Annotated in this window: 26 protein-coding genes; 11 read left to right on the top strand and 15 right to left on the bottom strand. The window is 68.3% G+C overall.

Annotated elements, in window-relative coordinates:
* Positions 1-26: 26 nt before the first annotated feature.
* On the bottom strand, positions 27-1,226 hold the full coding sequence (locus NS4_RS13825; RefSeq protein ID WP_063059910.1) for an MFS transporter: 1,200 nt from the start codon (positions 1,224-1,226) through the stop codon (positions 27-29).
* Positions 1,223-1,879, bottom strand: coding sequence for a GntR family transcriptional regulator (locus NS4_RS13830; RefSeq protein WP_063059911.1), 657 nt, complete (start codon positions 1,877-1,879; stop codon positions 1,223-1,225). Before NS4_RS13830 ends, NS4_RS13825 begins: the two co-directional genes overlap by 4 nt.
* 40 nt (positions 1,880-1,919) lie before the next feature.
* Here NS4_RS13830 and NS4_RS13835 point away from each other — a divergent pair, with 40 nt between their 5' ends.
* Complete coding sequence (locus NS4_RS13835; protein WP_084487204.1) at positions 1,920-2,831, top strand: thioesterase family protein; 912 nt, start codon at positions 1,920-1,922, stop codon at positions 2,829-2,831.
* A 34-nt stretch (positions 2,832-2,865) separates the two neighbouring features.
* Here NS4_RS13835 and NS4_RS13840 read toward each other — a convergent pair whose 3' ends face one another.
* Entirely contained in the window at positions 2,866-3,498 is a 633-nt protein-coding gene (locus NS4_RS13840; protein ID WP_084487206.1) for a TetR/AcrR family transcriptional regulator, read from the bottom strand.
* 72 nt (positions 3,499-3,570) lie between these two features.
* On the opposite strand from NS4_RS13840, the gene NS4_RS13845 reads away from it, so the two are divergent.
* Positions 3,571-4,083, top strand: coding sequence for a GNAT family N-acetyltransferase (locus tag NS4_RS13845; protein ID WP_063059913.1), 513 nt, complete (start codon positions 3,571-3,573; stop codon positions 4,081-4,083).
* A 113-nt stretch (positions 4,084-4,196) separates the two neighbouring features.
* Here NS4_RS13845 and NS4_RS13850 read toward each other — a convergent pair whose 3' ends face one another.
* Both NS4_RS13850 and NS4_RS13855 read right to left on the bottom strand, forming a co-directional pair.
* Positions 4,197-4,622 carry a nitroreductase family deazaflavin-dependent oxidoreductase gene (locus NS4_RS13850; RefSeq protein ID WP_063059914.1) on the bottom strand — a complete coding sequence of 142 codons (426 nt, stop codon included), beginning with the start codon at positions 4,620-4,622 and terminating at the stop codon, positions 4,197-4,199.
* Positions 4,623-4,658: 36 nt separating this feature from the next.
* Positions 4,659-4,985 carry a hypothetical protein gene (locus tag NS4_RS13855; protein ID WP_063059987.1) on the bottom strand — a complete coding sequence of 109 codons (327 nt, stop codon included), beginning with the start codon at positions 4,983-4,985 and terminating at the stop codon, positions 4,659-4,661.
* Positions 4,986-5,116: 131 nt separating this feature from the next.
* Here NS4_RS13855 and NS4_RS13860 point away from each other — a divergent pair, with 131 nt between their 5' ends.
* A complete protein-coding gene (locus tag NS4_RS13860; RefSeq protein WP_063059915.1) occupies positions 5,117-5,704 on the top strand; it encodes a TetR/AcrR family transcriptional regulator in 588 nt (195 codons plus the stop codon).
* A gap of 100 nt (positions 5,705-5,804) precedes the next feature.
* Here NS4_RS13860 and NS4_RS13865 read toward each other — a convergent pair whose 3' ends face one another.
* From NS4_RS13865 to NS4_RS13885, 5 genes are all read right to left on the bottom strand, one after another.
* Entirely contained in the window at positions 5,805-6,746 is a 942-nt protein-coding gene (locus NS4_RS13865; protein ID WP_063059916.1) for a sigma-70 family RNA polymerase sigma factor, read from the bottom strand.
* Between the two features lie 10 nt (positions 6,747-6,756).
* Entirely contained in the window at positions 6,757-7,947 is a 1,191-nt protein-coding gene (locus tag NS4_RS13870) for an NAD(P)/FAD-dependent oxidoreductase (RefSeq protein WP_063059917.1), read from the bottom strand.
* Positions 7,948-8,135: 188 nt separating this feature from the next.
* A complete protein-coding gene (dmpG, locus tag NS4_RS13875; protein ID WP_063059918.1) occupies positions 8,136-9,182 on the bottom strand; it encodes a 4-hydroxy-2-oxovalerate aldolase in 1,047 nt (348 codons plus the stop codon).
* On the bottom strand, positions 9,179-10,150 hold the full coding sequence (locus NS4_RS13880; RefSeq protein WP_084487208.1) for an acetaldehyde dehydrogenase (acetylating): 972 nt from the start codon (positions 10,148-10,150) through the stop codon (positions 9,179-9,181). Before NS4_RS13880 ends, dmpG begins: the two co-directional genes overlap by 4 nt.
* The gene (locus tag NS4_RS13885) at positions 10,147-10,974 is read right to left on the bottom strand and encodes a 2-keto-4-pentenoate hydratase (RefSeq protein ID WP_063059989.1); all 828 of its coding nucleotides are present in this window, start codon (positions 10,972-10,974) and stop codon (positions 10,147-10,149) included. Before NS4_RS13885 ends, NS4_RS13880 begins: the two co-directional genes overlap by 4 nt.
* Positions 10,975-11,105: 131 nt before the next feature.
* On the opposite strand from NS4_RS13885, the gene NS4_RS13890 reads away from it, so the two are divergent.
* Positions 11,106-11,873, top strand: coding sequence for an IclR family transcriptional regulator (locus tag NS4_RS13890; RefSeq protein ID WP_063059919.1), 768 nt, complete (start codon positions 11,106-11,108; stop codon positions 11,871-11,873).
* Between the two features lie 41 nt (positions 11,874-11,914).
* On the opposite strand, the gene NS4_RS13895 is transcribed toward NS4_RS13890, so the two are convergent.
* Positions 11,915-12,544 (bottom strand): class I SAM-dependent methyltransferase, encoded by a 630-nt coding sequence (locus NS4_RS13895; RefSeq protein WP_218020343.1) that lies wholly within the window; start codon positions 12,542-12,544, stop codon positions 11,915-11,917.
* A gap of 57 nt (positions 12,545-12,601) precedes the next feature.
* Here NS4_RS13895 and NS4_RS13900 point away from each other — a divergent pair, with 57 nt between their 5' ends.
* Both NS4_RS13900 and NS4_RS13905 read left to right on the top strand, forming a co-directional pair.
* The gene (locus NS4_RS13900) at positions 12,602-13,045 is read left to right on the top strand and encodes a MerR family transcriptional regulator (RefSeq protein ID WP_063059920.1); all 444 of its coding nucleotides are present in this window, start codon (positions 12,602-12,604) and stop codon (positions 13,043-13,045) included.
* Positions 13,046-13,159: 114 nt separating this feature from the next.
* Positions 13,160-14,443, top strand: coding sequence for a cytochrome P450 (locus tag NS4_RS13905; RefSeq protein WP_063059921.1), 1,284 nt, complete (start codon positions 13,160-13,162; stop codon positions 14,441-14,443).
* Between the two features lie 36 nt (positions 14,444-14,479).
* Here the strand turns inward: NS4_RS13905 and NS4_RS13910 are convergent, their stop codons facing one another.
* Positions 14,480-15,859 carry a phthiocerol/phthiodiolone dimycocerosyl transferase family protein gene (locus NS4_RS13910; RefSeq protein WP_218020344.1) on the bottom strand — a complete coding sequence of 460 codons (1,380 nt, stop codon included), beginning with the start codon at positions 15,857-15,859 and terminating at the stop codon, positions 14,480-14,482.
* Between NS4_RS13910 and NS4_RS13915 the strand changes: the two genes are divergently transcribed.
* Complete coding sequence (locus NS4_RS13915) at positions 15,842-16,096, top strand: acyl carrier protein (RefSeq protein ID WP_063059923.1); 255 nt, start codon at positions 15,842-15,844, stop codon at positions 16,094-16,096. The two genes, NS4_RS13910 and NS4_RS13915, sit on opposite strands and share 18 nt — an antisense overlap.
* Here NS4_RS13915 and NS4_RS13920 read toward each other — a convergent pair.
* Positions 16,084-17,553 carry a class I adenylate-forming enzyme family protein gene (locus tag NS4_RS13920; RefSeq protein ID WP_063059924.1) on the bottom strand — a complete coding sequence of 490 codons (1,470 nt, stop codon included), beginning with the start codon at positions 17,551-17,553 and terminating at the stop codon, positions 16,084-16,086. The two genes, NS4_RS13915 and NS4_RS13920, sit on opposite strands and share 13 nt — an antisense overlap.
* Before the next feature lie 130 nt (positions 17,554-17,683).
* On the bottom strand, positions 17,684-18,583 hold the full coding sequence (locus NS4_RS13925; protein ID WP_063059925.1) for a LysR family transcriptional regulator: 900 nt from the start codon (positions 18,581-18,583) through the stop codon (positions 17,684-17,686).
* A 157-nt stretch (positions 18,584-18,740) separates the two neighbouring features.
* On the opposite strand from NS4_RS13925, the gene NS4_RS13930 reads away from it, so the two are divergent.
* Positions 18,741-19,091 carry a DoxX family protein gene (locus NS4_RS13930; protein ID WP_063059926.1) on the top strand — a complete coding sequence of 117 codons (351 nt, stop codon included), beginning with the start codon at positions 18,741-18,743 and terminating at the stop codon, positions 19,089-19,091.
* 228 nt (positions 19,092-19,319) lie between these two features.
* On the opposite strand, the gene NS4_RS13940 is transcribed toward NS4_RS13930, so the two are convergent.
* A complete protein-coding gene (locus tag NS4_RS13940; protein WP_063059928.1) occupies positions 19,320-20,174 on the bottom strand; it encodes a 3-hydroxyacyl-CoA dehydrogenase in 855 nt (284 codons plus the stop codon).
* A 214-nt stretch (positions 20,175-20,388) separates the two neighbouring features.
* On the opposite strand from NS4_RS13940, the gene NS4_RS13945 reads away from it, so the two are divergent.
* The 3 genes from NS4_RS13945 to NS4_RS13955 all read left to right on the top strand — a co-directional run bounded on the left by NS4_RS13945 (position 20,389) and on the right by NS4_RS13955 (position 22,748).
* Positions 20,389-20,964: a TetR/AcrR family transcriptional regulator gene (locus NS4_RS13945; RefSeq protein ID WP_063059929.1), complete on the top strand. Its 576-nt coding sequence runs from the start codon at positions 20,389-20,391 to the stop codon at positions 20,962-20,964.
* Positions 20,964-22,169, top strand: coding sequence for an NADH:flavin oxidoreductase (locus NS4_RS13950; protein ID WP_063059930.1), 1,206 nt, complete (start codon positions 20,964-20,966; stop codon positions 22,167-22,169). Before NS4_RS13945 ends, NS4_RS13950 begins: the two co-directional genes overlap by 1 nt.
* Before the next feature lie 177 nt (positions 22,170-22,346).
* Complete coding sequence (locus NS4_RS13955; RefSeq protein WP_063059931.1) at positions 22,347-22,748, top strand: hypothetical protein; 402 nt, start codon at positions 22,347-22,349, stop codon at positions 22,746-22,748.
* Positions 22,749-22,756 lie beyond the last annotated feature (8 nt).

A 22,756-nucleotide genomic window follows, 5' to 3' on the forward strand; every position in this document is an offset into this window, starting at 1 on the left:
CCGGGTCACCGATCGAGCGCTGGTGCTCAGGTGGCCGGCACCAGCTGTTTCTCGGCCGCGGTCGCGGTGGGCAGATGCGACCGGGAGTACCGGGCGATCACCGCGGTCCCCGACAGCGCCACCAGCACCAGCCCGCCGAGCAGCACCGGGTAATCGGCCGCCGGGCTGAGCAGGCTCAGCAGTGAGGGCAGCAGGAAGCCCAGATAGGCCAGGGCGTAGTAGGCCCCGGTGAGCGCGGCCAGTTCCTCCGGTGCGGCCAGCCGCTGCACTTCCAGCAAGCCGGAGACCAGCGCGATCCCGTACGCGCACCCGAGGGCGAGCGCGGCGACCAGGGCCAGGACGGGCGAGCGGACCATCGCGGCCGGCGCGCTGATCACCAGCCCGGCCGACATGACCGACATGGCCACCACCACCGCCCGCGCACTGGTGGCGCGGTCCAGCCGTTTGGCCAGCGGCTGGACCAGCACGCCGACCGTGAGCGTGGCGACGGTGACGGTGGTCGAATAGAGCAGACCCCAGTGCCCGACACGGTCGCCGACGAGCTGCGGCATCACCGCGTAGGCCACTCCGGCAGAGCCGAAGATCCACGGCGCCATCGGCACGACCACCCGCCGGAACCGCGGATGCCGCAGACCGGTGAATCGCCCGGGCGCACCCGTCCCGGCCGGCAGCGTCTCCGGCGCCCGCCGCACCGCGGGCAGTACCGCGGCGGCGAGCAAGGCGTGCACCACATAGGGCAGCACCATCGGCGCCGGACCCCACTGGGCCAGCACTCCCGCGACGCCCGCGCCGAAGCCGAAACCCAGCGTCAGCCAGAGCGCGGCCCGCCGGGCACCGGCCGCCGGACCGTACCCGGCCCGGACGGCGAGTTCGGTCGTCCAGGTGGTACCCACCGCCATGGCCACGGCCACCCCGAAACCGGTGATCAACCGGCCGAGCACGAGCCAGCCGACACCGAACGCCCCGCCCGCCAGCAGGGGACTGGCCACCAGGGAGGCCACCACCCCCGCGACCGCCACCGGGCGCCGCCCGAACCGTGCGGAGAGCCCGCCGCTGAGCAGCAGGCCCGGCACCAGACCGAGGACATAGGCACCGAGCAGTGCGTTCACCAGCAGCGCGGAGTAACCGTGGTCCCGGTACATCACCAGCAACGGCGTGAACTGGTTACCGCCCCAGGCGCAGACGAAGATCGCCGCCACCGCCGCGTGCCACGAACCCTGTCTCATCGCCGGTGGGTCCCGTCCAGATGCGCGCGCAGAGCGGTGGTGAAGGCGGCCTCGTCACCCGATTCGATGATGGCGACCAGTTCGCCGTGCTGTCGCAGGACGACGGGTATGAGATCGGGCACCGGGCCGAGCGCGGCCACATTCATCCGGCGCTGCCGGTCGGCCAGCCCTGTGTAGAAGCGGATCAGCAGGGCGTTACCGCCCGCCGCGACCAGGGTGCGGTGGAAGAGTTCGTCCGCCTCGGCGAAGGCATCGATGTCACCGGCTTCGGCGTACCGGCGCTGGACCTCGAGCGCGTCGCGCAGCCGGTCGGCGGCGGCGGGAACCCGCTCGGGCGTGCGGAGCAGGCGCCGCAACGCCGCGGTTTCGACGGCTTCGCGGGCGTCCAGCACGTCCTCGGCCTCGCCCGGCGGGACCGGTGCGACGATGGCGCCGCGTTTGGGCACCAGGGTCAGCAGTTCCTCGGCCTGTAACCGCACGAAGGCCTCCCGGACCGGGGTCCGGCTCAACCCCAGCCGACTCGCGATCTCGGTTTCGCTGAAGAGGTGGCCGCCCGGCAGTTCACCGGAAAGGACCAGTTCTTTGGTGAGCAGGTAGGCCCGATCCGCTGCACTCTGCCCGGGCGTTTCGGCCGGGTACGACGATGTCCGCACGCAGCCACTCTAGCTCATAGATACAAGCTTGCATGCAAGCATGCACTCGTCGCCGGCCCCGGGTAACCACCCCACGGCGCGTGGACGTCCCGGCGGTACGGTCGGAACGGAGATCGAACAGACGGCACGACCGCCGACCGGACGAACGGACAACGATGTGAACGAGGCCTTCTATCTGCCCGACCCGGTGGACCCGCAGCGGTTCGTCTCCACCGAGCTCACTCGCGGTCCGTGGTCGCCCGATGCCCAGCACGCCGGACCACCCTCCGCGTTGCTCGGCCATGTGATCGAACGATGCGAACCCCGGCCCGGCTTCCAGGTGGGCCGCGTCGCCGTGGAGATCCTCGGACCTGTCCCCCTGACCCCGCTCACCGCGCAGGCCCACCTCGTACGCCCGGGACGCAGCGTGGAGCTGATCGAAGCGACCCTGGCCACCGACCGTGGTCCGGTGATGCGGGCCACCGCGTGGCGCTTCAAACTCGCCGACCCCGGACTCGAGATCCCCGAACACCTCTTACCGACGGGAGCCCGTCCCGGCCCCGATCAGACGCCCGACCCCGAACCGTTCCCCTCCACCCAGCCCGTGGGATTCCACACCGGTATCGAATACCGCTACGTCACCGGCTCGTTCAGCGAACCCGGCCCCGCGGTGTGCTGGATCCGGCTGAAGTACCCGATCGTCGCCGGGACCACGCCGAGCCCACTGGAACGCACCCTCGCCGCCGCGGATTCCGGAAACGGTGTCAGCGCGGTCCTCGATTGGGAGCGCTATCTATTCATCAACACCGATCTGACCGTCAGCCTGCACCGCCAACCGGCCGGCGAATGGGTCTGCCTCGATGCCGTCACCCATCCGCAGCCGCACGGCATCGGCTTGGCCGAGTCCGCGCTGTTCGACGAGTCGGGCCCGCTGGGCCGCAGCACCCAGACCTTGTTCCTCGGCCCGCGCTGACGGAATCGCCCACGACGAGCCCTCCGCCCACCGGCTACTCGCCGGGTGCGCCGGCCGGCGCGGATGCGACTCCGGCCCGGCCGCCCGTCCGGCCGCCGAACTGCGAGCGCACTGCCGCGTTCACCCGGTCGGTGTCACCGGTCGCGAGCAGATCGATGAGCGCGCCGCGCAATACCGCAAGCGCCCGGGTGCGCTCGGCACGGCCTTCCGAAGTGTCCCGTACGCGCGGGGGCTGAGCCGCGGACAGCACCTCCAGCCAGTCCTCGACGGTTTCCCGGGCGAAGTCGGCCCACGGCCCCGCCGGTTCGACCAGCGAACGGACGTAGCCCTCCAGCCATAGGGTGAGCAGGGAGCGCCGAGACGGTTCGGCCAGCCAGCCCCACAGCACGGCGACGACCTGCGGCAGCCGATCTTCCGTTTCCCCGGTCGCGGAAGCGTGCACTGCGGACAGCTGGGCCAGTTCCTCGGCCCGGGCCCGGGCGAGCAGCGCGCGTACCAGACCGTCCTTGCTGCCGAACAGGTAGAGCAGCACGCGCGGGCTGGTCCCGATGGCCGCCGCCAGCGGTCGCAACGACATCTCTCCCAGGCCGTGGGCCAGCACGTACCGATAGGCCGCTTCGAGCAGTTCGGTCTGCCGCGCCGAGGGGGTTGCGCCCGAGTCCACCATGCGTGCATTCTGACACCACTGAAACAGTCGTTTCAGTTGGGGGCATCCGCTATCGCATCAGGAGGAGCAGTCATGACCGCAACAGACGTCGAACCGGCGCGCGACCTCGCAATCCGCGCATTGGGGCAGCCGGGCGATCTGGGCTGGGTGGTACAGGCCCACGGCGAGCTCTACGCCGCCGAATTCGGCTGGGACATCTCCTTCGAAGCCCTCGTGGCCGAGATAATCGCCGGTTACGCGACCGCCCACGATCCCGCCCGGGAGGCGGGCTGGATCGCGACCCTCGACGGCGAACGAGTGGGATGTGTGCTCTGCACCCGCGGCGACACCGACGACACCGCCAAACTGCGCATTCTGCTGGTCCATCCGAAAGCGCGCGGCCACGGCCTGGGCAACCGGCTGGTCGCGACCTGCCTGGACTTCGCGCGCGCCGGCGGTTACCACCGGATCACGCTCTGGACGAACAGCGTGCTCTCCTCGGCCCGCCGGATCTACCTGGCGGCCGGGTTCGAGCTCGACGACGAACACCACCATCACAGCTTCGGCCGGGAGTTGCTGGGCCAGAACTGGTCCCGGCAGCTGTAGGGGTCGGCGCATCGGCCCCGCCCGCTCTCGGGCGGCGCCGGGGACGCCGCACCGAGCGCATCGCGACGAATGCACAGCCATCGGCGCAGCTCCGCCCGCTACGGACTCAGCTGCTATCCCGCTCCCCCGGGCACGCGCGGGGTGAGCGCGACAACCGGTACCACCCGGCCCGCGGTGCGCTCGTACTCGGCCAGCGCGGGCAGGATCGCGACCATCGCGAGGTGCAGGCGATCGCGTTCGGGTCCGGTCTCGATCACCTCGGCATCGGCCTGGAAGAGTTCGGCGCCCACCTGCACGGTCACCGTCGGATTCGCGCGCAGATTGTGATACCAGGCCGGATTCCGGGGCGACCCGGCATTGGAAGCGACGATCACCAGCCGGTCGCCGTCCCGCAGATACATCACCGGTTTCGTATGCGGCAGGCCGGATTTCGCGCCGATGGTGGTGAGCAGGAGCAGATCGTAGCCCGCGAAGGGCCCACCGACGTGCCCCTCGCCGGCCCGGAATTCCTCGATGACCTCGTCGTCCCAAGCGGCCATGTGCACGTCCTCCGCGTCCGAACCGCACCCCGCCGATCAGCGGTGCGCATACACCGGGGCGGGGATCGGTTTGCCCAGCACCCGATTCAACCAGAATGCCCCGCGCATCCCGTGAAAAACAGCCATGACGAGTGCCCCGATACTCAGCGCCACGAATCCGGGCCACGGGTACGCCCCGAGATCGGCCGCGTATCCGAGCAGTGCGGCCATGACGAGGCCGAGCACTCCCGCGACCGCGTTGCGCACCGGCGCGTTCCCGGTGACATTCGGGAACTCCTCTCCCATCATTCCTTTCGCGAAGTGCGGGAACGCGTTCGTGCCCAGCACGCCCGCCGCGAAAGCCGTAACCACTGTCGGCCACATCGGCACCACCTCATTCAGTCAACGCTTGTAGTCCGAAGCTAGCAGTCGCCGCAATTTCGGTCAACGGTCGTTGCCTGAATGCAATCGGTCGCGCGCCCGGGTCGCGAGCGTGCGGGACCTAGGCTGGTCGGGTGTCCGAAACCCAGCCGACCCGAGCCGAACAACGGCGGCGCACCCAGGAACGCATTCTGCGGGCGGCCACCCGCCTGTTCGCCGAATCCGGCTACGAGCGCACCACGATCCGCGCCGTCGCAGCCGCCGCGGAGACCGACCCCAGCCTGGTCATGCGGTATTTCGGGTCGAAGGAGGAGTTGTTCGCCCGGGTCGCGGTCCCCGAACCCGACGCCCCGATCAGCGGCACACCGGAACAAGCGGCCGAACAACTACTCGCCGCGCTGGCGGCGAAGATCGACGGCGAACCCGATAACGCGACCCTGGCCGCCATCCGCACCATGCTCACCCATTCGGATACCGCGCAGAGCGTGCGCGCGGCGATGACGGCCCGGCAGCGGCAGGCCGCCGAACACCTCGATCCCGACGACGCGGACCTGCGCGCGGGCTTGATCGGGGCACTCACCATCGGCGTCGTCATCGGCCGCCACCTGCTGCACCTGGATGCCGTATCCGATGCCGCCACCGACCGAATCGTCGAACTGTTGCGTCCGGCCGTCCACGAGATCGCGCACGGCGGCGTGCGCTCCCGCCCCGCGACCGGCTAAGAGATTTCCGGGGTACGCCTGCGATCCGGGCCGTCGGCGCCGCCCGGCCGCGGTATCCGCCGGCCGGAAACCGACGGACCGCCGTGGGATCTCCGGCCGGCTACCACGATTCGATCAGCGGAACTTCGTGCTCCTGCCGCTGCCATTCCGCGCTGAGGCGATCGAGCCGGGCCGCGGTGGCGATACCGCGCACACCCGCGATCCGATCGCCACGGAGTTCCAGGATCACCACGCCTACGACCCGGTCCGCGAGCGTGGCCAGCATTGCCGGGCTGCCGTTGACCACGGCGGCATGGATGGCGGGCGAGCCGCCGGCGAGTCTGCGCTTGGCCGGAGAAGGGGCGAAGCCGGCCCGGATCGCGGCGGCGATCCGCTGCGGGGTGGGGTACCTGATCAGCTTCCCGGCCCACCGCAGCCCGGCGCCGTCGGAGATGCCGGTTGCGTCGTCGGTCAGCAGCTCGACCAGCCGTTCGGTCCGGCCCGAGGACGCGGCAGCGACGAACTCCTCGACGATCCGACGAGCGGACGCCGGGTCGGTATCGGAGGCATGGCCGGCGGCGGTGATCCGGCGCCGGGCCCGATGGGCGTGCTGCTGGCTCCCGGCCTCGGTGATACCGAGGAACTCGGCGATCTCGGCATGGCTGTAGGCGAAGGCCTCGCGCAGCACGTAGACGGCCCGTTCGATCGGTGACAACCGCTCCATGAGCGTCAGCACCGCCAGAGTCACCGATTCGCGCTGCTCGACGGTATCGGCCGGGCCCAGCATCGGGTCGCCGTCGAGGAGAGGTTCGGGCATCCAGGCGCCGACCGCGCGTTCACGCCGCACCCGCGCCGAACGGAGCCGGTCGAGCGCCAGATTGGTGACGATCTTGGTCAGCCATGCCTCGGGCACGTCGATGTACTCCCGGTCGGCGGCCTGCCACCGCAGAAAGGCGTCCTGCACGGTGTCCTCGGCGTCGGCGGCCGAGCCGAGCAGCCGATAGGCGAGCGAGGCCAGCCGGTTGCGGCTGGCCTCGAATCGCGCCACGGTGGCAGTGTCCACGGGCAGGACTCTATCCGGCGACCAGAGCGGCCGAGGGCACTCCCGTGGTCGCCGCACGGTACCGGTGACTCCGCTTGCCGAAGGTCGGGTGGCTGATGGCCCAGCCGCTGGTCGCCACGATCGCCGCCTTGACCAGGGCCGCCGGCCGGCCGCGCAATGCCCCGGACTTCGCGCCGGCGTCACCGTCGACCAGCTGGAAGATCCCGTCCTTGCGGCCGAGGCCGATGTGGTTGCCGACATAGGTCAGCGCGGTCGTCTCGACCTTGCGCCCGGTCCGGTCCCCGATGATCGCGGCCGTCGCCTGCATACCGGTGAATCCCGCCGAAGCGCACGACATCGGCAACGGCCGGCCGTTGTCACCGATGACGAAGGCGCTGTCACCGGCCACGTAGACATCGGGGTGCGAGACCGAACGCATCTGACGGTCGACTCTGATCTGTCCGCCTGCCACCACTTCGAGGCCGCTGGCGGCGGCAATCGGATGGACGGCGAAACCGGCGGTCCACACGGTCGCGTCGGATGCGAAAACGGTGCCGTCGGCGGCAACCGCTGCCGACGCCTCGACGCGTTCGATGGTGGTGTGCTGGTGGATCGTGATACCGAACCGGTCGAAGGCGCGCAGCAGGTGACGGCGAGCCTTCGGCCCCAGCCACCCACCCGGCTCGCCGCCGGTGACGAGATCGACCCGCAGTCCCGGCCGGGCTTCGGCGATCTCGGTGGCGGTCTCGATCGCGGTCAGATTGCCACCGACCACCAGAACCTTCCCGCCCTCGCCCAATTCGTCCAAGCGGGTACGCAGGCGCAGCGCGGCCGGCCGCGTGGCCACGTGGAAAGCGTGTTCGGCGACACCCGCGACGCCGTGCTCGGCGGCGGTGCTACCGAGTGCGTACAGGAGAGTGTCGTAGGCGAGCCGGTCGGCGCCCGCGGCGTCGGCGACTGTGACGTTCCGGCGCTCGGCATCGACGCCGGTCACCCGCGCTGTTCGCAGCCGGATACCGGTGCCCGCGAACACCTGCGACAGCGGCCGGTGTGGAAGGTCCCGACCGGCCGCGAGCTGATGCAGGCGCAGCCGCTCCACGAAATCGGGTTCGGCGTTGACGACGGTGATCTCGAAATCGTCGGAGTGGAGTTGGCGGGCCAGGTATCCGGCGGAGAAGGCTCCGGCGTATCCGGCCCCGAGGACGACGATGCGGTGCGGCATGGTTCGCTCCTGTCTGGTTCGCGTGCTTCCTGAACGAGACAGCGTGCGAATTCCTGACAGCATCGATCAGTGATGTGGGTCACCTACCGGGCCGCGCCGGCTACACGGACGGCCCCGGTCGAAGACCGGGGCCGTCACTCTTCCGGTTCGCCGCGGCGGACTCCGCCACTCGAACCGCCGCGGAACGCTCAGGCGGGCTGCTGTTCGGCCTTCTGCTCGGCCAGCATGGTGAGCGCGATATCTACGATCATGTCCTCCTGACCGCCCACCAGCCGACGCCGGCCGGCCTCCATCAGCAGGGTCCGGACATCGATCCCGTACCGCTCACTTGCCGCCTCGGCATGCCGCAGGAAGCTCGAGTACACCCCGGCGTAGCCGAGAGTGAGGGTTTCCCGGTCCACCCGCACCGGGCGGTCCTGCAGCGGCCGGACCAGGTCGTCGGCGGCGTCCTGCAACGCGAAGACATCGCAGCCGTGCTTCCAGCCCAGCACATCGGCGACCGCCACGAACGCTTCGATCGGAGTGTTGCCCGCACCCGCACCGTGACCGGCCAGCGAGGCGTCGACCCGGGTGACCCCGTTCTCCACGGCCACCACCGAATTCGCCACCGACAGCGACAGGTTCTCATGGGCGTGGATACCGAGTTCGGTCGCCGGGTCGAGGACATCGCGGTAGGCCAGGATGCGGTCACGCACACCGTTCATGGTGAGGCGGCCACCGGAATCGGTGACATAGACGCAGTGCGCGCCATAGCTCTCCATGAGCTTGGCCTGCGCGGCCAACTGCGCCGGTTCGGCCATATGGCTCATCATCAGGAATCCGGAGACGTCCATCCCGATCTCCCGGGCGGTGGCGATGTGCTGGGCGGCGACATCGGCCTCCGTGCAATGGGTGGCCACCCGCACCGAGCGCACACCCAGGCCCCAGGCCCGCCGCAGATCCTCGGCGGTTCCGACACCGGGCAGCAGCAGGCTGGTCAGCCGCGCGTTCTTCAGGTTCGCGGCGGCGGCCTCGAGCCAGGTCCAGTCGCTGTGCGACCCGGGTCCGTAGTTCACCGAACCGCCGGCCAGACCGTCCCCGTGCGCGACCTCGATGGCGTCGACACCGGCGGCGTCGAGCGCGGCCACGATCTTGCCGACGTTCTCCGGGGTGATCCGGTGCCGGATGGCGTGCATACCGTCGCGCAGGGTCACGTCCTGGACGAAAACGGTCGGCACGGCGTCGGGCTCGCTCATCGGGCACCTTCTTTCTGCTGGGTGTTCTGCGCGATCCGCTCGGCGACCTGCAGTCCGGCCGAGGTCATGATGTCGAGGTTGCCGGCGTAGGCGGGCAGGTAGTGGGCCGCGCCCTCGACCTCGAGGAACACCGACACCCGATGGGTCGGGAACGAGTCGTTGTCCTTGGCGAGCAGGGTGTGCACCGGCTGGTCCGAGGGGATCGCGTCGATCTGCACCTCCTGCTTGAGCCGGTAGCCGGGCACGTAGGCCGCCACATCGTCGACCATCTTCGCCACCGAGGCCTTGATCTGCTCGTGCGAATCGGCGTCGGGGGCGGTCACCAGGCAGAAGACCGTATCGCGCATGATCAGCGGCGGTTCGGCCGGATTCAGGATGATCACCGCTTTGCCGCGTTCCGCGCCGCCCACGGTTTCGATGGCGTGCGCGGTGGTCTCGGTGAACTCGTCGATATTGGCGCGGGTGCCCGGCCCGGCGGATTTCGAGGCGATGGAGGCCACGATCTCGGCGTAGGCCACCGGCACCACCCGGGAGACCGCGGCCACGATCGGGATGGTCGCCTGACCACCACAGGTCACCATGTTCACGTTCGGCGCGTCGAGGTGTTCTTCGAGGTTCACCGGCGGCACCACGAACGGCCCGATGGCGGCGGGGGTCAGATCGATGAGGCGTTTACCCAGCGGCGCGAGCCGTTCGTGGTTCTGCTTGTGCGCCTTGGCCGAGGTGGCGTCGAAGACGATCTCGATCTCGTCGAAGTTCGGCAGCGCGATCAGGCCCTCCACCCCTTCGTGAGTGGTGGGCACCTTCAACCGGGCGGCCCGGGCGAGCCCGTCGGACTCCGGGTCGATACCGACCATGGCGCCCATTTCCAGGAACCGGGAATGGCGCAGCACTTTGATCATCAGGTCGGTGCCGATATTGCCCGATCCGATGATCGCGACCTTGGTGCGCGTGTTGTTGTCACTCACTGGGAGACCTCCGAAGCGGTGGTGAACGAAGCCGTGACCGTCCCGAGGCCGGAGATGGCGGCGGTGACGGTGGCGCCCGGGTGCAGCGGCCGCATCGGACCGAGCGCGCCGGAGAGGATCACCTGTCCCGCCCGCAGCGGCTCACCGAAGGTGCGGGCCTGCTGCGCGAGCCAGGACAGGGCGTTGAGCGGGTCGCCGAGGCAGGCGGCGCCGTTACCGGTGGACACTTCTTCCCCGTCGATGCGCATGCTCATGGCGACGTCGACCGGCTCGAAGTCGTCCAGGGTCCGGCGCTCGGTGCCGAGTACGTAGAGACCGCTCGAGGCATTGTCGGCGACGGTGTCGGCGAAGGAGATGTTCCAGTCGGTGATGCGGCTGTCCACGATCTCCAGCGCGGCCACCGCCTCGGCCACCGCCGCGCGGCACTGGTCGATATCGAGCGGCCCCTCGGCGAGGTCTTCGCCCAGGATGAACGCGATCTCGGCCTCGGCCCGCGGCTGCAGGAGCCGGTCGATCGGGATCACATCACCGTCCGAGTACGCCATATCGGAGAACAGGACACCGAAATCGGGCTGGTCCACACCCAACTGCTGCTGCACGGCCTGCGAGGTGGCGCCGATCTTGCGGCCGACCACCGTGACCTCCGGGGAGACCCGGGCGGCATTGAACCGCTCCTGGATCCGGTAGGCGGTGGCGACATCGTCCGGGCTTATCAACCCGTCCCGCAGCGGGGCACAGGTCCGGCGCGTCTCCGCGGCGGTGATCAGGCGAAGCGCTGCACGGGCGACGATCGACTCGTCGACACCGGGCCCGCTGTCGCTGATGCTGTCGACAGTGGTGGCCACCACGACCTCCGTTCTCCTCTTCGTCGGGGTCTGCTCAGTGCACACCCTCGGAGCGGCTCTGAACAGTAATGTGGTCCACTGACTGGACCAGCCTCACCAGAAGGGCCGCCATGCCGGATCACCACCTCGACCAGCGTTCCGTCCTGGGCCGGGCACTGCTGATCCTGGAGGCGTTCGGGGTGGAGGATCAGGCCGTCGGACTATCCGAACTGACCCGCCGCACCGGGCTGCCGAAGGCCACCGTGCACCGGATGTGCCGAGACCTGGTGACCGCGCGCCTGCTGAATTCGTCATCCGAGGGTTACCGGCTCGGGCGCGGACTGTTCGAACTGGGCATGCGAGCGGCCACCGAGCGCACGCTGCTCGAGGTCGCCGTCCCGTTCCTCCAGGACCTGTTCGCCCGAACCCGCGAAACCGTGCACTTCGGCGTGCGCGACGGCGACGAGGTCGTCTACATCAGCAAGATCGGCGGCCACCGGCAGGCCCGCGCCCCGTCCCGGATCGGCGGGCGGATGCCGCTGTACTGCACCGCGATCGGCAAGGCGCTGCTCGCCCACTCCGGCCCCGAGACCATCGACCGAATCCTCGCCGGACCGCTGACCCGACGCACTCCGCGCACCGTGGTCGCACCCGGCCTGCTGCGGGTACAGCTCGCGCAGATCGCCGAACGCGGCGTGGCCTTCGAGCACGAGGAGTCCGCACCCGGCATCGTCTGCGTGGCGGCCCCCGTGCTCAGCTCCGACGATCGGCCGCTGGCGGCGATCTCGGTGACCGGTCCGGTCACCCGGTTCCACCCCGAAGCCCATGCGGCATCGGTGCAGGCCGCCGCCGCGGGGGTGGCGTCCATCCTCGCCCGGCGGGCGCAGTACCAGCCGTGAACGCGGCACGCTGTCACCTACAGCGGCCGAACACCAACGCGTTACGTGGGGTCACCGCCCGGTTTCACCGCGAGAACCTGCACTGTCGCACTGGGACCGTGGTGGAACGCCCCCTCGGCGATATCGCGGTCGACCTCTCGGCAGTGCTCCAGCCGTAGCCCGGTCAGATCGCGGCGGAACTCCTCCGGCGTCGGCATCCCGTCCGCGACCGGCGGCCCTCCGACCCCGGGCCGGTCCAGGTGGCGTGGCGTATAGGCCTCGAGCACGAATACACCGCCCGGCCGCAGCGCCCGCACACACGCCGCGTGCACTCCGGGCCGCAGCGCCGACGGCAGATGCCCCCAGATGGAGACGATCCCCGACCACTGCGCTTCGCCCATATCGAACTCGGTGATATCGGCGACCACGGTCGCTATCTCCACCCCATGTCGCGCGGCCAGGTCCCGGGCGTTCGCCAGCCCCACTTCCGAGAGGTCCACAGCGGTCACGGAGTATCCGCGACCGGCCAGGTACACCGCGTTGCGCCCTTCCCCCTCTGCCAGACACAACACCGGTCCGCCCGGTATCCGATCGGCCACTTCCCGCAGATAGTCGTTGGGTTCGGTGCCGTAGGAGGTGAACGGCTGCGCATACCGCTCGTTCCACATCTCGGCCGCACCGGGCATCGTCATCGTCGCTCCTGGGTCTCGTGCTTGACGTCCGAACCCAGACTGCAAGTTAATGTGAACATGAAGTCAACCCCCGACGCCGTGGAGTCGATACCCGAACGGCCCGACGCCACCTACTCCATCGGCGAACTGGCCGCCCGGTTCGGCCTCGCCACCCATGTCCTGCGCCACTGGGAGAGCGTCGGCCTGCTCACCCCCGCCACCAGAGTCAGCGGTCGCCGCCGCTACACGCAGTCACATTTCGCCCGGGTGGCGTTGATCCTGCACAGCAAGCAGGTCGGCCTGGGCCTGGTCCGCACCCGAGAACTGCTCGACGCCTGCGACGGCCCCGGCCGGCGCCGCGTCCTGCGATCCCATCTGGACGAACTCGACGCACAGCTCACCAGAATCCAGACCTCGAAGAACCTGATCAACCACGTACTCACTTGCCGTTACGAGGATTTCACCGAATGCCCGCGTTTCCGGGCCGAGATCGCCGCGGCCGCCGGGATCGACCACGGATAGCGGAGCGTCGGATTGCGAGCGGCGGCCTACCACGCATACGCACGATCCTCGCCGACAGCAATCCCTCAGCATAGCTATTGGCTATGCTGAGGACAGGCCGAGAGCGGAGGTGACATGTCGACTCGCGTGTGGACCCGTTGGTTGTTCCTGCACGGCCTGGCACGGGCGTATCTGCGTGTGTCGGCGCGCCGGGGCGACCCCCTCGCACAGATCGCTTTCGGCCAGGACCGTTTGCTCGGCGCGTCGCCGTTCATCGAGGAGATCCGACGGCGGGGCCGTCTGCCCATGCTGTCGGGAGCGTACGTCACCACAGACTACGAACTGTGTCGTCTCATCCTACGAGACAAGCGCTTCGGCACGATCACGCCCGACCATCCCGCCATTCCGAAGCCGGTCCGCTGGGTGCTCGCCAAGACAGATCAGGAACTCCCCAACCTCACAGAACCACCCTCGATGCTGGCGACCGATCCGCCGGACCACACCCGGTACCGACGCCTGGTCGGGCACGCGTTCAGTCCGGGGGCGATCGGCAAACTGGAGCAACGGACCGTTGAAGTAACCGATGACCTGATCGAGCGCTTGGCCTCGAAACCGCGCCCCGATCTGGTCGAGGACTTCGCCACACAGGTGCCCGTCGCGATCATCGCCGGGATCCTCGGACTTCCCCCCGAGATGCATTCGACCATGCTGAAGTGGGGCCTCAACAGCGCGCCGCTGGTGGACCGAGCCCTGCCCTGGACCATGTATCGCCAGGCCACCAAGGAACTGGCGGAGGTCAAGCAGTACTTCGAACAGCGCATCGACCGGCTCGACGCCGAACCGGCCGACGGCCTGCTCACGGTGCTGGTGACAAGTGGCGAACTCACCCGCCGCGAACAGATAGCCAACGCCGCCCTGCTGCTGGACGCCGGATTTCTGACGACCGTGAACATGCTGGGCAACGGAATCGCACTGTTGACCAGCCATCGGGATCAACTGGAATTGCTGATGGCGCAACCGGACCTGTGGCCGGCCGCGATCGAGGAGATCCTGCGCTACGACTGCCCGGTGCGGATCACCGGCCGGGTAGCCAACTGTGATGTCGACATCGCCGATCAGCACGTCAGGCGCGGTTCCCTGGTCCTACTGGCATTGGCGGGCGCGAACTACGACCCCGGCGTCTTCCCCGATCCCGAAAGATTCGACGTGACCAGGGCCAACGCCTCGGATCATCTCGCGTTCAGCAGTGGGATACACGGTTGCCTGGGGTATCGGCTGGCCCGTATGGAAGGCATCATCGCCCTGCGCACCCTCTTCGAGCGATATCCGGATCTGCGCTTGGACGGCCCGCCGATCCCCCGTCGCCTGGTGAACCTGCACGCCTACCGCTCCATGCCCGCCAAACTCACTGCGGACTAGCCGGGCAAGCCGGGTGCTGCGAACGGTGCGGCATCCTCATCCGGCACTTTCGAGCCGTGCCACCGCATCATCGGTCAGCCACCGTACCTCGTCATCGCTCATCGCCGTCGCCGCGTACGCGACGCTCAGATCGAGGCCACCGTGCCACTTGTTGGCGATCACGAACAATGACGGGCCGAACATATCGAGGGAAACGCCCCTGGTGATGTCCTCGAGCGCGTAGCCACCGTAGCCGGCCCGAAGGCCGGACTCGCCTACCGTGGTGACACCGAGTCCGTCCAAACGCCGGTTGTTCCGGACCGTCGGGCGGACCTCGCGCCGATACACTTTCCAATCCGGGAACTCCATGATCGAGGCGGAGTCCCCGTCCTTGGCCATCGTGGCGATCAGCTTGAACGAAGCGTCCCGGGCGGTCGCCCAGAAGTCATCGGTTATCCGATGCTCGGTACGCAGGATGTCGGCGTAGCAACCGCAGGTCTCGTCCGGCAGCGCCAGTTCACCGAAGCGCCGGAGGTCGACCGTGGACAACACGGTCATGGTGTCGAGCCGGTACCGCCGGCGGATGGCGAGCAGGAAGGCCGCCGTTATCGCACCGTGCAGTGTCGTCCTGTTGGCTTTGATGGCATCCTCGAGCGTTGCGGTGACGGCGGGTTCGAGGCGACGCGCCAGAACTCGCGATTCCTCCTTGGGATCGGGTACCTCCTGCTTGGGTAGCCGAATGGCTGGCGTATAGGTGGTCGTCCCGCTCTTGTCGGGCTTGTCGGCCGAACCGGCCTCGACCGGCGGTGGCAACGCGGTGTTCGGCGGCGGTTTCGATTGCGACCCGGCAGGATCGGCCAGGAATTCCAGAAGCTGGCGAGAGAGCATATTGGCGGAGTAGGCATCGAGCGTCGCGTGGTCGGCACACATGACGATGTGGTTGAGGTCGGCGTCCGGTGACTGCCGCACAAGTGTTATCCGCAGGCGCGGATGGTTGCCCTTCGGAATCGGTGTGCGAATATCGGAGGCGAAAACCTTGCGCCAAGCGTCCGGATCGGTGTCGTCGAGCACTCGGAACTGGATCTCCGTCGTGCCCTCGGTGTCGAACCAGGGCTGCCGATGGACGAACGGCGGCACCCCACGCCAGACAACCTTGCCGTAGCGGATATGAGCGCGAAGAATCGGATGCCGTCTCTGTAGCCAGGCGAGCGCCTGCTTCACCAGCGCCGGATCGAGGCGGCCGCGCACATGCAGCACCTGCACGGTGATCAGCCCACCACGAGCATGCAAATGGTTCAGCAGTTGTTCTTTTTGGCCCAGCGGGCGCGTTTCGGCCAAGCCGCCGCCCTCCCATCTTTTCGCGTGTTCCGGGTCGCGATGAAATTGGTTAGTATGTTGACGACGTAAGGGGCTGGTGTGATGAACGATATCGAACAACCGATAATCGAGTATATCTCCGCCATGGTGGCCGAAACCGGCAATTCGCCGATCGTTCGTGAAACCCCGTTGCTCGAGTCGGGGTTATTGGACTCGATCAAACTGGTAAGACTGGTGCAGTTCCTCGAGAAACAATTCGATATCGACATCCCGGAGACGGAGATACAGGCGGAGCTGTTCGAATCGCCCGCGAAAATAGCAACCTATGTCTCGCAGCGCGCGACTCAGCCCGCCTGAAGCTCGAGCAACCGCCCGCGCAGCACCTTACCGGCGGAGCTGCGCGGCAATGCATCGATGAACGCGACTTCGGTCGGCACCTTCTGAGAAGACAACGTTTTCTGGGCGTAACGGATCAATTCCTCGGCCGATATATCCGCCTCTTTGACGACGAACGCTATCAGCCGATTGCCGTTGCGCCCGTCCGGGAGACCCGCCACCGCGGCTTCGGCGACGGCAGGCAGGGTCATGAGCGTCTCCTCCACCTCGATGGGGTCGATCTTGTACCCGGATACTTCGATCAACAGCTTGCTGCGGCCACGGATGAAGATGCGACCTTCTTCATCGAGCGAGGCGAGATCGCCGGTTCTGAACCAGCCCTCATCGAATGCCTCGGAATTGGCCACGTCATCGTTGAGATAGCCCCGCATGAGCGAGGACGACCGCACCTCCATTTCGCCGACGGAGGGGCCGAATCCGGTGTCGAACGCGATGATACGGACCTCGGCGTCACCCGCCGGCCTGCCCACCGAGGCCCAGCTCGAGTCGGGATCGGCGGAATTGTTGTGCGCGACCATGCTCGCCTCGGTGGAGCCGTAAGATTGACGAAGCGGGACACCGAGGCGCTCGCGTACCGCTTCGAAGACCGGCCGCTTCAGGGCGACGCCGCCCGAGACGGCCATACGCAGTCCGAGATCGAAACTGCCGGCCTGACCGGTGATGATTTCGAACATCGCCGGTACGGCGCCCATGAAGGTGACGCGCTCGCCGACCATGGTGTCGAGCAGCTTCTTGCGCGAAAGCGCCAGCGGCATACGATCGCTCCAATAGAACGTCGTTGCGCCGCCGGCGACGGCGTACCTGGTGCCCATCAGAAAGCCCATGGAAAAATTGCCGGGCAAGATATTGAGGACGATATCGTCGGGCTGGATGTCCCAGGCCGTGCCGGCTCGTTCGCCATCGGCGACGAGCTCGGCATGGGTGTGCGGTACCACCTTGGGCGACCCGGTCGAGCCGGACGAGAAAAGGTAGAGCGCCGTGGTGTCGCCCGGCAGTTCCGGCAGCCGGGCGGACGTCCTTCCTTCGGGCAGCGCGTTCGTCAGGAACAAGGGAATGCCGGGGGCCACATCTGCGATCAGCGTCTCGGCGACAACCGCACGGTCCGGTGTCGAGACAACGGCCCCGAGTCCGGTTTTTCGCACGAGCGTGGCGAGTTCGGACCGCGTGGCCGTCTCGGCCAGCGGCATTGCGATGGCGCCGATGGCGAAGAGCGCATAAGAAGTGACAAAGAGATCGGGTGAGTTCGGAAGCAGCAGGCCGACGGGATCGCCGCGCTCGACGCCGCATTCCATGAAGCCGACGGCGAGTCGATCGATCCGCTCGACCACATCGACATAGGGCGTGAATACTTCGCCCTGCCGCAATCCGCTGGTGATCGGCGCCTGCGCTGCCGTCGCGAGCAAGTTGTCGTAGATCATATCTACTCCGCAGGGTCGGTTTCCCCTGCCCGTAAGGATAGAAGTGGGATGCGGCATCTACAAGACCTCGGCGTCCGGGTCGAGCAGTTCGGCGCCCTGTCCCGCGGCCGTCCGGGCGGCGGCCGAAGCGTCAGTTGTTCTCAGCGCCCCGCTCGGTACAGCAATCGGCGAACGCCCGCACCACCGGATTCGATTCCGACTCCGCCCTCCACCCGACACCGACCCGGCTCGGCGCCACACCGGTCACCGGGCGGTACGTGATACCGGGCCGGGCATAGAACCGGGCGCTCGACTCCGGTGCGAGCGCGATCCCGTAACCGTTGGCGATCGCGCTCAGCCATTCGTCGGGTTGATCGGTCACCGCACCGATCCGTGGCGTCCGGCCCGCGCGTTCGTCGACTCCGAGCCAGTAATCCCGCCAGGTACCGGTTTCGGCGGGGGCCGCGACGAACGGCTCGTCCAGCAGGTCGGTGAACTCGATCGATTCTCGTTCGGCCAACGGATGCGCGCAGGCCAGGGCGACCCAGCGCGGTTCGCTGAACAGTTCCCGGACCCGCAGCCGGTCCTGGCCGGGGAACGGGAGCCGGACCAGGGCGATATCCACCTCTCCATCGGCGAGACCTCCGGTCGGGTCGCCCCAGGACGCCTGGCGCATATCCACCCGCCAGCCGGGTTGCCGGCGGGCGAACTCGGCGATGATCCGCGGGGTGGCCTCGTTGGCCGCGCTGGCCAGGAAGCCGACCCGCAACACCCGCGCCGCGCGGCCCGCCGCCTGCCGGGCTTCCCGGAGCGCCGAATCCCATTCGGTGAGGAGCGCCGGTACCCGTCCGGTCAGCGCTTCGCCGGCCGGGGTGAGCGCCATCCCCGCCCGTGAGCGCACGAAGAGTTCGACACCGAGCAGATTCTCCAGCTGCCTGATCTGTTTGGTCAGCGCCGGTTGGGAAACATAGAGCCGCGCGGCGGCACGGGTCAGGTTTCCCTCCGCCGCCACCGCGGCGAAGTAGCGGAGCAACCGGGTGTCCACATCCATTCCGACAGGTTATGGATGCAGGTATTGGCCCGTTGCGCCGGGGCCCGCGAGGCTGGATTCCGCAACCGCCGCATCACCTTCGACCGGGCGTCACATCTATCCGCCCGTCACCGTAGCGGGCGCGGGGCACACCCCACATCGAACAGGAGGTCACGCCGTGCACACCACCTATCTCATCGTCGCCCTCGTCACCGTCGTGGCCAATGCCGGTATGGCGCTGGCCGATTTCGCCCGCGCGCCATTCGTCATGGCCAATTCCGCCGAGGTCGGCGTACCGCCCGGCTGGGTGCCGTGGCTGGCCACGCTCAAGCTCGCCGGCGCGACCGGCGTGCTGCTCGGGCTCTTCGGCATGAGAACGCTGGGGCTCGCCGCGGCGATCGGCCTGGTGCTGTTCTTCGCGGGCGCCCTCATCACCCATCTGCGAGCGCGTGTCTACTACAACATCGCCTTCCCGGGAGCCTACTTCGCGTTCGCGCTCGCGACCGCCGCTCTCCTCGCCGCACAGTAAAGCTGGTAGCGAGCCGTAGAACGTGGTCGCCGAGACCGGGATCGAACCCCTGGTGGCCCGGCAGTTGGTCGGCCGCGCACGAATGATCCGCGAGGCGGACGAGGTGTTCCATTCAGAACCGCCGTCCACTCCCGGCCTGTGTGCCCGGCGATACGCCGGGCACACAGGCGGCCGAGCGGGGCCCGCCGGCCGGTCGCACCGGTTCGTCCGGGCTGCCGGCTCGCGGGATCAGGAATACTTGTAGAACCCCTCCCCGGTGGCCACACCGAGCTTGCCCTTGTCGATGTAGTTCTCCTTCAACCAGCGTGCGAGATCCTCGGTTTCGGCATTGCTGCTCAGGATGTTGTAGGGCGTGGCGAGACCGACGATATCGAGGATCTGGAACGGGCCCATGGGTGCCCCGGTGGCGATCCGCCAGGTCTTGTCGACCGCCTCCGGTTCGGCGTAATCGCCGGCGGCGAGTTCGACGGCGGAGTTCAGAAACGGCACCAGCAGCGAGTTCAGCACATAGCCGGACTTCTCCTTGTGCACCTCGATCGGCACCATGCCGATGGCGGGGGCGAACTCGACGACCGCGCGGAACACCGCGGGATCGGTCCGATCGGTGCCCATCACCTCGGCGGTGTTGAACTTCCACACCTGGTTGGCGAAGTGCAGGGCCAGGAATTTGTCCGGACGGCCGGTGAAATCGGCCATATCGCTGGGCAGCAGGGTCGAGGAGTTGGTGGCGAATATCGCGGGATCCGGAGCCAGCTCGCCCAGCTTCCGGTAGATCTGCCGTTTGATGTCGAGCACTTCGGGGACCGCTTCGATCACCAGATCGGCCTCGGCAACCGCGGCGCCGAGATCGGTGGTCAGGCCGATACCCGCGCGGGTCTGTTCGGTGAGCTCGTCGGTCGCACCCATCACCTCGTCGCGATAGGTGGCGGCGAGTCCGGCGAAACGTTCGCGCGCCGCGTCGAGTGCCTTGTCGTCGATGTCGTATGCCTGGACGCGGAATCCGTGGTAGGCGGTCTGGAAGGCGATCTGGGAACCGAGCACCCCGGTGCCCAGCACTGTCACTGCGCGGATCTCGAGGGCCAACGTCTTCTCCTTGTCGATCGAGCGAGGGCATTTCGGACAACCGGAGCTGACTACCCGAACCAGTAGAGCAGGGCCGGGCCGCCGCGGTGGGCGCGTGGCCCGCGCAGCCGTTTGCGATCGGATAACGACTGCCCTCGAGTGCGTCCATCAGTGTTTTCAAACAGTATTTCAATCAATGATTGAAAAAGGGCCTGTGCGGTGGTTCACTGGCCACATGCCCCAGCGAGTCTCGGCCGCGACCCGCGAACGCCTGCTCACGGCCGCCGAACGACTGCTGCTCACCGAGCGCTACGACGACGTCTCGGTGCGCCGCATCTGCACCGTGGCCGGAGCGAACCCCGCCGCCGTCCACTACCACTTCGGATCCAAGGAAGCCCTGGTCGCGGCCCTGCTCGAAGAACGCCTCGGGGCGCTGTGGGCCGACCGCCTCACCGAGGTCACCGCCGCCCCCGGACCCGTGGCCGATCTCGTCGACACGGTCCTCACTCCGTTCACCGACCTGGCAGCCGACCCGCTGGGCCGGCTGCACCTGCGACTGCTCGCGCAATGCGTGATCGACCGCCGGGTGGGCCCGTGGCAGCAGCAGTGGTTCCGGATCGACTCATGGGCGGACCTGCTGCCCGGGGTGGGCGAACAGGAGAGCCGGCGCCGCTGGATGCTCGCGTTCGACCTCATCATCATGCGATTCGGCCGCGCGGCCGCCGAGGACCGGGCCCTGAGCCCACAGGCCGTGGCCACCCTGCGCACTTTCGTCGCGGCCGGTCTGACCGCACCGACAGGAGACATATAGTGACCGATGTATTCGCCCCCGCCCCGCTGGGACCGCTCACTCTGCGCAACCGGGTGATCAAGGCCGCGACCTTCGAAGGACGCACCCCGGACGCGCTGGTCACCGACGACCTGGTCGAATTCCACCGGGAGGTCGCCGCGGGCGGCGTCGGGATGACAACCGTCGCCTACTGCGCGGTCGCGCCCGGCGGCCGCACCGACCGCCACCAGATCTATATGCGCCCCGAGGCGGTGCCGGGCCTGCGCCGGCTCACCGATGCCGTCCACGCCGAAGGCGCGGCGGCCAGCGCGCAGATCGGCCACGCGGGGCCGGTGGCCAATTCCGCATCCAATCGCCTGCCCGCGCTGGCGCCGAGCCGGATGTTCAGTCCCCTCGGGATGAGCCCGATGAAGGTGCCCGACGCGGCCGAGATCCACGACCTCGTCATCGCCCACGCCGATGCGGCACTGCTGGCGATCGAGTCCGGATTCGACGCGGTGGAAATACATTTCGGGCACAACTATCTGGTGAGTTCGTTTCTGAGCCCGCTGCTCAACCGGCGCAAGGACCGCTACGGCGGCCCGCTCGAGAACCGGGCGCGGCTGGCCCGCGATATCGCCCGCCGGGTGCGCGAGGCGGTCGGCGACCGGATCGCGGTCACCGCGAAACTGAATATGGAGGACGGCGTCCGCGGCGGCCTCACCCTGCCGGAATCACTACAGGTGGCCGCGTGGCTGGAGGCCGACGGCGCGCTCGACGCGCTGGAGTTGACAGCGGGTAGCTCACTGCTGAACCCGATGCTGCTCTTCCACGGCGCCGCACCGCGCCGCGAGTTCGCGAAAACTCTTCCAGGACCGGCCCGGTGGGGCTTCCGGCTGGTCGGGAAGGCGTTCCTGCGCGAATACCCGTACGAGAAAACGTATCTGCTCGAACGCGCCCGGCAGTTCCGCCGGGAGCTGACCATGCCGCTGGTGCTGCTGGGCGGTATCAGCGACCGGGAGTCGATGGATCTGGCGATGGCGGAGGGGTTCGATTTCGTCGCCATGGGCCGCGCTCTGTTGCGCGAGCCGGATCTGTTGCACCGCATCCGCTCCGACGCGAGCACCGAGTCCGCCTGTGTGCACTGCAACGAATGTATGCCGACCATCTACAGCCGCACCCGCTGTGTGCTCCGGCTCGATCAACTCGCGTCCACGGTCGGGCCGAGGCCGAGCGCCGTCGAATAGACCCGGTGCGGGGCGCGGAAGCCACTGCTCACGGTATTTGTCAGCCCCAATTAACGAACACCTATTGAATGCGCCGTTGTTTAACGGTACGGTCTAGGCATCAAAGCAAAGCCGCACTCCTCCAGTGCAACTGCTTCCGCCACCGCCCCCGGGCGGCACTACGACCGAGGACGAATCATGCACCGAAACGCACGCACCCGCCGACTCGCCGTCCGGATCGCGGCCACCGCCGCGATCGCCCTGGCCCCGCTGGCCCTCACCGCCGCACCGGCGCTCGCCGACAACGGCGCGCCGGTGGTCACCGATACCACGGGCATCGAGGTCCAGGATGTGAGCCGTCCCGGCCGCCACGGTCACGGCTACGGCGATCGCGGGTGGCACGGCCGGCACGACCACAGCTGGCACGGTCGGCACGACAACCCGGTCGACTGGAACCGCGGCCGCAACCGGCACGACCGCGGCTGGGACCGGGGCTGGGACCGGGGCTGGGATCACGGCCGGCACAACAACTGGGATCGCGGCCACCACCGCCACGGTTTCGGTTTGCCCTTCCTGCCCGGCACCGGCAGCGCCTTCTGATACCTGAA

Origin of the sequence: Nocardia sienata NBRC 100364 (genome assembly GCF_001613205.1) — a bacterium.
GTDB lineage: Bacteria > Actinomycetota > Actinomycetes > Mycobacteriales > Mycobacteriaceae > Nocardia > Nocardia sienata.

Coding starts and splice junctions, on each gene's coding strand:
- NS4_RS13850 (WP_063059914.1), bottom strand. CDS start 4,622: ATGGCCGCTTGGGACGACGAGGTCATCGAGGAATTCCGGGCCGGCGAG.
- NS4_RS13840 (WP_084487206.1), bottom strand. CDS start 3,498: ATGGTGGACTCGGGCGCAACCCCCTCGGCGCGGCAGACCGAACTGCTC.
- NS4_RS13955 (WP_063059931.1), top strand. CDS start 22,347: ATGCACCGAAACGCACGCACCCGCCGACTCGCCGTCCGGATCGCGGCC.
- NS4_RS13925 (WP_063059925.1), bottom strand. CDS start 18,583: ATGGATGTGGACACCCGGTTGCTCCGCTACTTCGCCGCGGTGGCGGCG.
- NS4_RS13945 (WP_063059929.1), top strand. CDS start 20,389: ATGCCCCAGCGAGTCTCGGCCGCGACCCGCGAACGCCTGCTCACGGCC.
- NS4_RS13920 (WP_063059924.1), bottom strand. CDS start 17,553: ATGATCTACGACAACTTGCTCGCGACGGCAGCGCAGGCGCCGATCACC.
- dmpG (WP_063059918.1), bottom strand. CDS start 9,182: ATGAGCGAGCCCGACGCCGTGCCGACCGTTTTCGTCCAGGACGTGACC.
- NS4_RS13900 (WP_063059920.1), top strand. CDS start 12,602: ATGAAGTCAACCCCCGACGCCGTGGAGTCGATACCCGAACGGCCCGAC.
- NS4_RS13895 (WP_218020343.1), bottom strand. CDS start 12,544: ATGACGATGCCCGGTGCGGCCGAGATGTGGAACGAGCGGTATGCGCAG.
- NS4_RS13835 (WP_084487204.1), top strand. CDS start 1,920: ATGCACTCGTCGCCGGCCCCGGGTAACCACCCCACGGCGCGTGGACGT.
- NS4_RS13845 (WP_063059913.1), top strand. CDS start 3,571: ATGACCGCAACAGACGTCGAACCGGCGCGCGACCTCGCAATCCGCGCA.
- NS4_RS13870 (WP_063059917.1), bottom strand. CDS start 7,947: ATGCCGCACCGCATCGTCGTCCTCGGGGCCGGATACGCCGGAGCCTTC.
- NS4_RS13855 (WP_063059987.1), bottom strand. CDS start 4,985: ATGTGGCCGACAGTGGTTACGGCTTTCGCGGCGGGCGTGCTGGGCACG.
- NS4_RS13915 (WP_063059923.1), top strand. CDS start 15,842: ATGAACGATATCGAACAACCGATAATCGAGTATATCTCCGCCATGGTG.
- NS4_RS13890 (WP_063059919.1), top strand. CDS start 11,106: ATGCCGGATCACCACCTCGACCAGCGTTCCGTCCTGGGCCGGGCACTG.
- NS4_RS13905 (WP_063059921.1), top strand. CDS start 13,160: ATGTCGACTCGCGTGTGGACCCGTTGGTTGTTCCTGCACGGCCTGGCA.
- NS4_RS13825 (WP_063059910.1), bottom strand. CDS start 1,226: ATGAGACAGGGTTCGTGGCACGCGGCGGTGGCGGCGATCTTCGTCTGC.